The organism is Acidobacteriota bacterium, assembly GCA_040754075.1.
Classification (GTDB): domain Bacteria; phylum Acidobacteriota; class Blastocatellia; order UBA7656; family UBA7656; genus JBFMDH01.
In genome coordinates, this window is the sequence record JBFMDH010000046.1 from 39,051 (window position 1) to 50,719 (window position 11,669).

Annotated in this window: 12 protein-coding genes; 11 read left to right on the top strand and 1 reads right to left on the bottom strand. The window is 49.3% G+C overall.

Annotation, left to right across the window (positions count from 1 at the left end):
- Nucleotides 1-44: 44 nt before the first annotated feature.
- From AB1757_29440 to AB1757_29470, 7 genes are all read left to right on the top strand, one after another.
- Nucleotides 45-1,817: an aldehyde dehydrogenase family protein gene (locus tag AB1757_29440; protein ID MEW6131189.1), complete on the top strand. Its 1,773-nt coding sequence runs from the start codon at nucleotides 45-47 to the stop codon at nucleotides 1,815-1,817.
- 76 nt (nucleotides 1,818-1,893) lie between these two features.
- A complete protein-coding gene (locus tag AB1757_29445; GenBank protein MEW6131190.1) occupies nucleotides 1,894-2,592 on the top strand; it encodes a YggS family pyridoxal phosphate-dependent enzyme in 699 nt (232 codons plus the stop codon).
- 6 nt (nucleotides 2,593-2,598) lie between these two features.
- The gene (locus AB1757_29450; protein MEW6131191.1) at nucleotides 2,599-3,198 is read left to right on the top strand and encodes a YggT family protein; all 600 of its coding nucleotides are present in this window, start codon (nucleotides 2,599-2,601) and stop codon (nucleotides 3,196-3,198) included.
- On the top strand, nucleotides 3,195-3,482 hold the full coding sequence (locus AB1757_29455; protein MEW6131192.1) for a DUF167 domain-containing protein: 288 nt from the start codon (nucleotides 3,195-3,197) through the stop codon (nucleotides 3,480-3,482). The genes AB1757_29450 and AB1757_29455 overlap by 4 nt, the downstream gene beginning before the upstream one ends.
- A 110-nt stretch (nucleotides 3,483-3,592) precedes the next feature.
- Nucleotides 3,593-4,084: a GNAT family N-acetyltransferase gene (locus AB1757_29460; protein MEW6131193.1), complete on the top strand. Its 492-nt coding sequence runs from the start codon at nucleotides 3,593-3,595 to the stop codon at nucleotides 4,082-4,084.
- A gap of 3 nt (nucleotides 4,085-4,087) precedes the next feature.
- The gene (locus AB1757_29465; protein MEW6131194.1) at nucleotides 4,088-4,384 is read left to right on the top strand and encodes a hypothetical protein; all 297 of its coding nucleotides are present in this window, start codon (nucleotides 4,088-4,090) and stop codon (nucleotides 4,382-4,384) included.
- A gap of 2 nt (nucleotides 4,385-4,386) precedes the next feature.
- On the top strand, nucleotides 4,387-4,860 hold the full coding sequence (locus AB1757_29470; GenBank protein ID MEW6131195.1) for a GNAT family N-acetyltransferase: 474 nt from the start codon (nucleotides 4,387-4,389) through the stop codon (nucleotides 4,858-4,860).
- 161 nt (nucleotides 4,861-5,021) lie between these two features.
- Here the strand turns inward: AB1757_29470 and AB1757_29475 are convergent, their stop codons facing one another.
- Nucleotides 5,022-5,504, bottom strand: coding sequence for a hypothetical protein (locus AB1757_29475; GenBank protein ID MEW6131196.1), 483 nt, complete (start codon nucleotides 5,502-5,504; stop codon nucleotides 5,022-5,024).
- 476 nt (nucleotides 5,505-5,980) lie between these two features.
- Here AB1757_29475 and AB1757_29480 point away from each other — a divergent pair, with 476 nt between their 5' ends.
- The 4 genes from AB1757_29480 to AB1757_29495 form a co-directional block, all read left to right on the top strand.
- Nucleotides 5,981-6,484 carry a tail fiber protein gene (locus AB1757_29480; protein ID MEW6131197.1) on the top strand — a complete coding sequence of 168 codons (504 nt, stop codon included), beginning with the start codon at nucleotides 5,981-5,983 and terminating at the stop codon, nucleotides 6,482-6,484.
- Between the two features lie 11 nt (nucleotides 6,485-6,495).
- Nucleotides 6,496-7,005: a tail fiber protein gene (locus tag AB1757_29485; GenBank protein ID MEW6131198.1), complete on the top strand. Its 510-nt coding sequence runs from the start codon at nucleotides 6,496-6,498 to the stop codon at nucleotides 7,003-7,005.
- 126 nt (nucleotides 7,006-7,131) lie between these two features.
- A complete protein-coding gene (locus tag AB1757_29490) occupies nucleotides 7,132-7,662 on the top strand; it encodes a tail fiber protein (protein ID MEW6131199.1) in 531 nt (176 codons plus the stop codon).
- Between the two features lie 406 nt (nucleotides 7,663-8,068).
- Nucleotides 8,069-11,669: Ig-like domain-containing protein (locus AB1757_29495; protein MEW6131200.1), on the top strand; the 3,601-nt coding region annotated here is incomplete at its 3' end.

The window sequence follows — 11,669 nt, forward strand, 5'->3', positions numbered from 1 at the left end:
TGACCACGAAGCATAAAGTACCAAGCGCCATACTCATCTAACCCATGTCTGACGACCCTAACAATCAATCCTTAACGCAGGCGCGTGACTTGGTCGAACGCGCTGCCGCCGCGCAAAAAATTCTTGCGACATTTTCACAGGAAAAGGTTGATGCAATTGTCGCAGCAATGGCGCGCGCCGCCCTTGAAGAGAGTTATCGCTTAGGTGAAATGGCGCACCTGGAAACCGGTTTTGGCAGCGCCGCCGATAAAAATACCAAGAACCGTTTTTCCGCCGAACAGATTTATAACTTCATTAAGCCGATGAAGACCGTCGGGGTTCTCAAACAGACCGACAGCATCATCGAAGTCGCTTCGCCGCGCGGCGTGGTCGCGGCAATCATCCCGGTCACCAATCCGACCTCCACAGCCATTTTTAAAATATTAATTTCTATCAAAGCTCGTGATGCCGTGGTCTTGAGTCCGCACCCTGCGGCTGCTCAATGTATCAATGAAACCGCGCGGGTGATGCGCCTTGCCGGCGAAGCCGCAGGGCTTCCCGCAGGCGCTGTGAGTTGTATGACGCACGCCACTCAGGAGGGCACTCAGGAATTGATGAAGCACAAACTCACCGCCGTGATTTTAGCGACCGGCGGCATAGGGCTGGTGCGCGCTGCCTATTCCTCCGGGAAACCGGCGTTCGGTGTCGGTCCCGGAAATGTTCCGGCGATGATTGAACGCTCGGCGAATATTCATAAAGCCGTGAAAGATATTCTCACCGGCAAATGTTTCGATAACGGCACCATCTGTTCATCGGAGCAGGCTATCGTGGTCGAACGCCCGATTGATAAAGAGGTGCGCGAGCGACTCGCTGCCGAAGGCGCATACTTTTTAAATAAAGAGCAACAGGATGCGCTCGAAAAAGTTGTAGCCACGCCAGAGGTTAAACTCAATGCCAAAATCGTCGGTCGCAGCGCCAAAGTGATTGCCGAGATGGCAGGGCTGACGATTCCCGATGGCACCCGCGCTTTGGTTTTTGAACTTGCCGGTGTCGGCAAAACGTTTCCGCTTTCAATGGAAAAACTCTCGCCGCTCCTGGCTTATTATGTTGTCGAAAATCTCGAAGAAGGCTGTGAACGCGCCGCCGCAATTTTAAGATTTGGCGGCATGGGGCACACCGCTTCGATTCATACGCAGAGCCGTGATGCGGCGCGCGAATACGGCATACGGATGCCGGTGTCGCGGGTGATTGTCAACAGCCCGTCAACGCATGGGGCAATCGGATTTACCACTGACCTTGAGCCGTCGATGACTTTGGGGTGTGGTTCGTGGGGCGGCAATGTGACTTCCGATAATATTTCGCCGCGCCATCTGGTCGATGTCAAACGCATCGCTTTTGAAACCAAAGCCATCAATCGTTTGCCTGTAGAGATGAAAACCGCTGCGCAAGCGGTTTCCACAACCAAGACAGCGGTTGACCGCGCAGCAATAACTTCTCTGGTTGACCGTTTCCTGGCTGAACGCGGCGCAAAGGTTCACCGCCACACGCAACAAATTCAGCCGCAACCCCAACCTGCGCCAACGCCGCCAACGAGTCCGCAACCGATTATTGTGCAGGTGCAGACGCCGCCACCGGTCACACCACCTGCGCCACCTGCGCCCCCGCCATCTGTGCAAGCATCATCGAATAATCACAGAGTCATTCATGAGTTTGTTTGCGAAGACGATGTGCGACGCGCTTTGCAAAAAGGCGAAAAGATTCATGTCAATGCAAAAACCATCATCACGCCATCAGCGCGCGATTTAGGGGAAGCTAATAATATTTTTACCCGTTCATAAATCAACCTTTCTTATTAAACCATCGTCCTAACTTGCCGCTTTGCGCTGAATCGCTGTCTTGCTAAGATTGAAACGAATGAGTGAAACAATTAAAGACAACCTGGCAAGCGTAAAAGAACGGATTCAAAACGCAGCAACTCGCACAGGCAGAAATCCTGATGACATTACGCTGGTCGTGGTATCGAAAACCTTTGCACCGGAGATTGTCCAGCAGGCAGTTGATGCAGGGGTTCGTGTGCTTGGCGAAAATAAGGTTCAAGAGGCGGTTGAAAAAGCGCCGTTGGTGAAAGGCGATGGCATCAATTGGCATCTCATCGGGCATCTGCAATCCAATAAAGTGCGACCGGCGGTGAAAACCTTTGCCTGGATTCACACGATTGATGGTTGCGAACTGGCGCAGCGCCTTGACCGCATTGCCGGTGAAGAGGGAAGAACGATAGACGTTTTGATTCAAGTTGATCTGGCGCGCGAAGCGACGAAATCGGGCGCGGATGTCAGTGAACTTGCGGCGATTGTCGAAACCCTGGATGCGGCAAACAACCTGCGGTTGCAGGGTCTCATGGTATTGCCGCCGTTTTTTGAGGATGTCGAAAAGACCCGCCCCTACTTCAAACGGTTGCGGGAAATTCTTGATGAGGTCAATCGCACGCGACCGGAGGCTAAGAAATTAACTCAGCTTTCAATGGGTATGAGTCACGATTTTGAAGTTGCCATTGAAGAGGGCGCGACGCTGGTTCGTGTCGGCAGCGCAATTTTTGGAGAGAGAGGAAAGTAAGCGAATTTGGATTACTTAATTTTTGCAATCTCCTGGTTGGGGAATTTGATTTATTGGGGAGCGATAGCTTTCGCTTCACTGTTTTTATTGAGAGTGATTTTATCGTTTTCCGGGGTGAATCCGTTTGCGCGCATTCCCTATCATTTGACGCACCTGACGGAACCGATGGTGAGACCCTTGCGCTATCAATTCAGCGGGCGGTCATCGCGTTATGATTTATTGCCGCTGGTTGCCGGAGCCATCATCTTTTTTACCGGGTTGATTTGTGCCGATGCCATCTGGCAGGTCGGCAAAATTTTGCTTGATGTCAATACCGCTTTACGTCGAGACACCTTCTCGCTGAAATTCGCGCTTTTAATGGTGGTTTACATCATTGGCGATTTGTACATTCTGGCGATTTTGCTGAGAATCGTTTTGCCGTTTTTAGGGGTTGGCTATGGCAATCGTTTGTTTCGGTTCATCTTTAGAATTACCGAACCGTTGCTCAAACCATTAAGGAAATATCTAACTGTCGGCATGTTCGATTTATCGCCGATGGTGGCGCTTTTACTGGTGCGCTTTGCGATGGGCATTTTTGCGGGTTTATTTGGCGGGGTTTTGCTGTGATCGAGATAACCGAAAAAAACGGCGCGGTGACCTTTAGAATTCATGCGCAACCGCGCGCCGCGAAAACCGAAATCGTCGGCGAATATGGGCAGGCGTTAAAAATCAAACTTGCCGCGCCGCCCGTCGATGGCAAAGCCAATGCCGAGTGCCGTAAATTTTTCGCCAAACTTTTTCATATTCCCATTCAGTCGGTTGACATCCTTGCCGGTGACAGCGGCAGAGATAAAATCATTCGCTTACACCAGGTCAATAAACAGCAGGCGCAGGAAATTCTCAATCGTTAAGCAAAATTTTACTGGCGACACCACAACCGACATTTAAGTGTTTGAAACCCGGCTTTTTTTTGCCGTATACTGCGCTGCTGATTTTTCAGGTAATCAATACCGATTCAACTATGGCTTTAAGTAAACGACCAGTCTGCACGGGTGATGAAGGGTTTCTTTACGAACTCTACTGCGAAGTTCGTGCTGCTGATTTTGCGGGGATGGGAATTGCGCAATCACAACTCGACCTGATTTTGAAAATGCAGCATCAGGCAAGGGAACAGTCCTATCGATTTCAAAATCCCAATGCCGCGCACGAAATCATTCTGTTGGATGAAAACCCGATTGGACGAATGTTTGTGAGCGACCGGGGCGAAGAATTTCGCCTGGTCGATATTGCGTTATTGAACGAGTACCGAAATCGCGGCTTTGGCGCGAAGTTGCTTGGCGAGTTATGTGATGCAGCCCAGCGGTTGAACAAACCGGTTAGCTTGAATGTCGAAAAGCACAATCCGGCAATTCGTTTATATGAGCGGTCGGGTTTTGCCATCGTCAGCCAAGACAGCGCCTATTTTTTTATGCGACGATTACCAGATGGTGCGACTCCAGAAAAGGCGGAATAATCCATGAGTGAACAATTGACCAGAGCAGATTTCAATGTCTGTTTAAATACAACCTTCAATGTCCAAGCGCAGGAAACAATTTTTCCATTGGAACTGCTGGAATGTAATGATCTCGGCACGACCGACAAGCAGGAACAGTTTTCCTTGATTTTTCGCGGTCCCATCAATTGGATTTTGCAACAGATGATTTATCCGGTAAGCCATGAACGCCTGGGCGATTTGGAACTTTTTCTGGTGCCGATCAAAAAAGATAATCAGGGCGTCTATTACGAAGCCATCTTCAATTATTTTCGCGAGTAATTATGACCGTCACCCTAAGACCTGAAACCGAAGCGGACGAAGCGTTGCTGCTCGCCTTGTACGGGGCAAGCCGCGAGTATGAATTATCCCTGGTTGCCTGGAGCGCCGAGCAAAAAGCTATTTTTATTAAAGCGCAATTTGCGGCGCAACGAAATCATTACCGCACTCATTACGCCGAAGCGCAATTCGACATTATTTTATTTGCTGAACAGCCGGTCGGACGACTTTATGTCTATCGCGGCAAATCGGAAATTCGCATCGTTGACATTGCCATTTTGCCTGCCTATCGCGGTCGCGGTATCGGCAAACCGCTGATTCAATCGCTCCTCAACGAAGCTCAGGCGTCCGGTAAACACATTCGTATTCACGTCGAAGTCTTTAATCCATCCTTACAGCTTTTTGAGCGACTCGGATTTAAGCCGGTCGAAAACGACGGCATCAATGTATTGATGGAATGGACGCCGGTAGCGCTTTAGACAATAAGGTATCGACAGGCGCTTGAGGTTACGCCTGCTCCCCCTGTTGAATTATCGGGTTGAAAAGCCTGTGAGGTGTCTCCTTCCCTGATGAACGAGCCGGAATTTGGGAAACACCCGGATTGCCTGACCGCTGAAGTCCCGGTCGATGGATAAATTAGTTATGGGTACAGGCGATTAATAATCGCGCCATAATCGCGTCCGTATCGCAAGCGTTTTCCCGGAACGATCAGTAATTCAAAAGTGCCCAGTTTTTCATGCTCGAATTGATAGGTTCCCTGTCCCAGTTCTACCGTAGATTGACAGGCAAAAATCAGATTGAAACATTCGATGCCTTTGCTGGCATGAGGTTTAAAGATGTCCGGGCTGAGGTCTTCAACATCTTTCAAATAGACTTCGATTCTGCCGTGGGTTGGGTGATTGATAATGAAGGTTGAGGGCAAGACGCTGGCAAAATCTGCTCTCGTCAAACTGTCGAGCGTGGTGTTTCCTGAAGGCTCGCTGACCGTACCGCTACCTGAACTCACGGGTTTTTTGCTGCCGGCGGATTGACCGAATGCGAGGCTGGGTAGAGTGAAAGTTGCGACTGCCGAAATTCCCACCAAACTCCCTTTTTGAATAAAGTTTCTTCTTGAAATCGTCATTATTTTTCTCCAACAGGTTTAAATTAAACTCCTTGCAGGGTGATATTAATCGTAAGCCCGTAAACATTCACATGTTTTTTAGTGAAATCGGGGATTAAAAATACTTTTCAAAACTTTGGTTCCTGCAAAGGATGGATTATGGAAGGTGGCTTATGCGCGCAAACCGAATTATCACCTGAACAAAATTTAAAATAATTGTACGCCGCTTGACGGGGTTCTGAATCACTAATAGAATTCACGACCGGAACTCAACAGAAAAATAGCTTTAATTTATTTTTTGATGCTTTTGAGATTCACTAGACTTTGAAACAATTTCGCAAAGTAATAAAAACCATTTCTTTCAAAACTCTGTTGTAAAGCAATATCGAACCATCGGTACATTTTTGTGTGTAGTTTCTAAGCAGTACCAGTCATTTCTTTGTCTTGCCGTTTGTTTTAGGGGGTAGAAAAAATTTAATTTAAGAGGAGGCTAATACATGGCAGAACCCTTCCTATCCGAAATCCGAATCATGAGTTTCGTGTTCGCTCCCAGAGGATGGGCATTATGTAACGGACAACTGTTACCCATCAATCAAAATCAAGCATTGTTTTCTCTGCTTGGCACAACTTTCGGCGGTGATGGTCGCGTCAATTTTGCCTTGCCGGATTTGCGCGGGCGGGTGCCGATTCATGTTGGCAGTGGGCATACACTTGGTGAACGCGGCGGCGAACAGGCGCACACCCTATCGATTGCCGAGTTGCCGACCCACACTCATGTGCTCGAAGGCACATCTAACAACGCTGTCAACACACCGGCCAACACGACTGTACTGGGCAAATCAAATCCCCAGTCGGCTTACGGCGGACCGGCGAACCTACAGGCAATGGATCCCCGAAGCATTGGGAATGTAGGCGGTTCTCAGGCTCATTTGAATATGCAGCCATTTCTGACCCTGTCGTTTTGTATTGCCTTACAGGGCATTTTTCCATCACCCAACTAAGGAGAAAATTTATGGCACAACCCTATGTCGGAGAAATTAGAATGTTTGCCGGTAACTTTGCACCGGCTGGGTGGATGTTCTGTGAAGGGCAACTGCTTCCCATTTCTGAGAACGAAACCCTGTTTCAGTTGATTGGTACGACTTATGGCGGGGACGGGGAATCAACCTTTGCCCTTCCTGATTTGCGCGGACGCATTCCTATCCATCAGGGCAATGGTTTTATTTTGGCAGAAACCGGAGGCGCAGAAGAGATCACGTTGACTGTGCAACAAATTCCCGCACACAGCCATCCACTGCTGGGCTCCAGTTCGTCAGCTTCGTCAACGGATACGGCAGGTAATGTTGGCGCACGAATCACTGTGGCAGGTGTTTTTGCCTATGGCACGGATGCTCCGTTGCAACCCTTGTCACCACAGGCTGTCGCGCCAGTTGGAGGAAGTCAACCCCATACGAATTTTCAACCGTACCTTTGCATTGATTTCATCATTTCGCTGTTCGGAATTTTCCCGTCACCAACATAAAAAGATGGTGAATCGAAAGGTCGCAAAAAATACGGTAGTTTCTGTTATGGATTTTTAATGATGGGAACTAATGGTCAGGGGTTAAAATCAATTCACCTGAATTGATCATATCTACAGGAGATTTTCATGGCAGATCCATTTGTTGCTGAAATCAGAATCTTCCCCTTCAATTTTGCGCCAAGGGGGTGGGCATGGTGTGACGGGCAATTGATGCCACTTTCACAAAACACAGCCTTGTTCTCGTTGCTTGGAACGACTTACGGCGGGAACGGGAAATCGAATTTTGCCTTACCCGATTTGCAAGGGCGAGCGCCCATGCATCCAGGTCAAGGACCTGGTCTATCGCTTCATGACCTTGGTGAAACCGGTGGCAGCGAAACCGTGACGCTTCTTGAAAGCGAGATTCCGTCGCATCCTCACCAGATGTCCGTTTCGTCACAACTCGCCTTGGAAAATCAGGTGAATGTTGGCGGAGCCGGTCAACTCTTTGCGATGGGCGATGGTATCAATCTATATGGTACGGCAAACAACTTGGTTGGGATGGCTGGCCAAGCGCTTGCGCCTGCTGGAGGCGATCAGCCGCATAACAATATGCAGCCTTACCTGACGTTTTACTTTTGTATCGCGCTACAGGGAGTTTTCCCGCCGCGAACCTAGAACCAGCACGGGGCAGCCAATAACTGCCCCGTTTTTAAACTCCGGCAGCTAATGATTTGAGCAATAATCAAAGCAATTTGAATTTTAAACCAGGCGCTGGTAGTATCGCCTGCGCACGGAAGGCATTATTTAAGCCCCTCAGTAAATATAAGACATCACCGGACAAAGATTAGGAAGCACGTCTTGGTAGCTTACGAATAATATTTTAATCCAAAGTATTCAGTTATCAGTGATGAAATGTACCGGTTGTCAAAATTCGATTTGAGCATTTAAGAGTTCCCATTTCGCTTTCCTGATTCCTCCCTGTTGGGATAGCGCAAGCAGCACGCCAATCTAACTTCGAGATTCGGTTTAAGTTTCTAACGATGTGTAAAAATTAACGCCCTGAATTTTTAAGGAGTATCCGATGAAATCAACCGCCTCATCCTCTGCGTTTCGCAATCCAATCGTTTTAGTGTTTTGTTCTCTGGTTCTGTTTTTTCTATTAATTTCCGGTTTGCCGATGTCTTCCGGTTCAGTCAATTCGTTGACTGCGGTTGAAGCCAATAATGCATCCGAGACCGGAGAACCAAGGGGCATTGAGCCAAGTTCAGCGCCGGGCGCTTCGTTATCGAGCGCCAGCTCTTACGCAGCGTTATTCGCGCCAACTGTGACGGCTACGAAAACCGCCTCGCCCGCCTCGGTGAGTCCCGGCGGCACGATTTCTTATACGGTGACGATTAGCAACGCAAGCATGGATGCAACGGGGGTGAATTTCACGGACACCATTGATGCCAATACGACGCTGGTGCCGGGGTCATTGAAAGCCACACCGGTTGCGGTCAACGAAAGCTATACGGCAACGGGGAATGTCCGTATCCAAATCCCCGCAGGAAGTGGCGTTTTAACGAATGATTATTTAGGGGTTCCGGCGGCCACGATTTCGGCATTCGACGCGACCAGTGTAAATGGCGGGGATGTGACAGTGAATGCGGATGGCAGTTTTTCCTATAATCCGCCACCGGGCTTTGAAGGGGCTGATACTTTTACTTATACCCTAACCAATAGTGCCGGAAGCAACAGCGCAACGGTGACGATTACCGTCAGTGGGATGATTTGGTTTATCAACAACAATGCCGGGGCTTGTGCATCGGGGTGCAATGGAAGGTTAACTCATCCGTTCCAGACGCTTGCTGCCTTTGAAGCGGTCAATGGTAACGCTGGAGTGAGCAACCCGGCAGCAGGTGACAACATTTTCATTTATGAAAGTGCTACCGCTTATACTGGTCCGGTGACGCTGGAAAACAACCAGAAGCTTATCGGTCAGGATGCTAACGGCGCAAGTCTCGTGGCGCTTGCAGGGATTACCCTTGCGCCGAATAGTGATCCGTTACCTTCGCTCGCACCCGGCGGCACACTCGCCACAATTACCAGTGCGGCAAACGCCATCAACGTTGCGTCAGGCAACACCCTACGTGGTTTCACGGTCGCCAATTCAACGACAGATATTGGTGGCTCTAATTTCGGAACATTGACCATAGCTGATGTCACGATGAACGGTACAGGGCAAGCCCTCAACCTTATGACCGGCACGCTTACGGCAACTTCCAATATCAGCATTACCTCAACCAGCGGCGCGACCGGATTCAGTTTGGATGGGGTTGGTGGATCGCTGACGACAAGCGGAACGACGAATATATCCGGCTCCACCGGTAGTGGGATATTGATTCAGAATTCCTCAGCTACCGTCAATCTGGGTAATGTGAGCGTAACAACCAGCGGAGGTACAGGAGTAAGATTAAGTAGTAATACCGGTACGCTTACCTTTGCAGACCTCGACATTAGTCCAAACGCAAATCAGCGAGCCTTACACGCCTCTGATAACACCAATACACTGACGATAACGAGCGGAACAATCAGCAATAGTGGCGCAGTTGCTGTCGAAATCACTAAAGCCAGTGGGACAACGCCACTACAGGTTTCCTTAACCAGTGTTTCGGCCAATGGCGGGACGAATGGAATTATTGTGACCAATGCAACTGGCAGCTTTACTGTGACCGGAAATGGGAACACCTCAGTTGGTGGCAATAGCTCTGGCGGCACCATTCAAAATACCACCAGCCATGCGATTACACTGACAAACATGACCAATCCGTCATTCACAAACCTGAATATTCAAAGTATCGGGCGTAGCGGTGTGGATGGGCAACAAGTCACTAACTTCACATTTAAAAATGGTACGATCAACAATGTTGGCACGGCAGCAGTCGGTCAGTACGAAGAGAGTAATATTGCGTTTAATGACGGAACCGGCACCTTCACCAGCACGATTCTTACAGGTACTGTTTCGATCACCCAAAACATCCTGACGAACGCCCGTCGTCATGGCATTCAAATCGAAAATGGCAACGGCACCATCAGCAATCTAACGATCACAAATAACACCCTAACCAGTTCCACTTCAGGCGCAACATCCCTTGGTTCAGCCATTCTTGTGCTACAGCAGGGGTCAGTTGCAACAACCGCACATTTGACTACGGGAACCGTTACCAACAATACGATTTCAAACTTTCCGAGCGGGGCTGGAATTTTTATAGGTGGCGGGAGCGGCAACGGTTCAAACAGTACATCATCAACGCTCGGTGCAAACGGCACCCCTATCAATATTTCAAACAATTCCATTTCAGGCGCAAGCGCTGCCAATCGAATGGGGACTAACGCTATCCAGGTAAGTTTTAACGGACAGGTGGGGGTCAGTAACTTTACCATCAATGCCAACAATCCTATGACAAATTATGCGGGAATCGGCGTTACTGTCTTTATGGGAGGTAGCGTCACCGGCACAACTACTGTTACCAACAATACGTTGGTCTCAAATAATACTGCTGGTTCTTCTGGGATTGCCGTACAGGCTGATGATGGCCCAGCCGGATTAGGCACATCGCAAGCTAACTATAACTTTACAATTAACAATAACAACATCAGCGCCAATGAAGGCTTTGGCGTACGTGCAATTGCCCGCGCTTCGCTTGCAATCATGGATGTGACCATCCAGAACAACACGGTTGCCGCTCCAACCTTGACGAACCGTAACGGTATCCGGGTTGATTCCGGTAGCGCCGCAGGTGACGTTACACTCTGTATGACAATGACCGGCAATACCAGTGCAGGTAGTGGCGTCAATCAGGGCATCGGTATTCGTAAACAGGGAACCGTTGCTACCGTAAATGATTTCGGCATTGTTGGACTTGCGCCGTCACCTACTACGGGAGCCAACGCCGCAGCCAAAGTTGCTGCTGACAATCCGGCAGGCGGCGGTGTGGACGTAATTTCCGGTGATAACTATGTGAATTGCGCACTTACTGCTGGCCCAATCATGGCTGATGCGATAACTGGAACTGACGAAGCGAAAGCCGAAGTTGGTGAAGCCACTTCCTTGAGCATGACCGATACGCTTCGCGTCCCCCATTTATTAATCAAACCCAATGAGTCAATAGAAAAACTTCGCCAAAATGAACTTGAATGGTTAGTGCCAGCGGCAATAGAAAGGTGGCGACAGGCAGGTATTTCTGCGGATGAATTGGCGAGACTGCACAATGTGCGGTTTGAACTTGCCGATTTACCCAATGGTGAGATTGCCCGAAGAGAGGGCGATATTATCAAGGTTGATGAATTGGCAGCCGGTTACGGATGGTTTGTTGATTTGACCATCTATGATGATAACGAGTTTATGGTGGGCGTTCCCGACCGCGAATTGCAAACCACCGAAAAGAGTCTGGCGCACGGCAAGATGGACTTACTCACCGTCTTGATGCGCGGACTCGGTTTGGAATACCTCAAGGACAAAACCAAAACCCCGCGCAAACTTCGCCCGTTGATGGAAACGACACTCACACCATCGGTGCGACGGGTGCCGAATGCGGCAAGCCTCGGCTTCATCATTCCTGAACTTGCCAGTGAAGAGGCCAGCGGCAGTTCGCCAGTTACTCCGCTTCGCCTTGAACCCGCTAGCGTTTCCTCGGCAACTC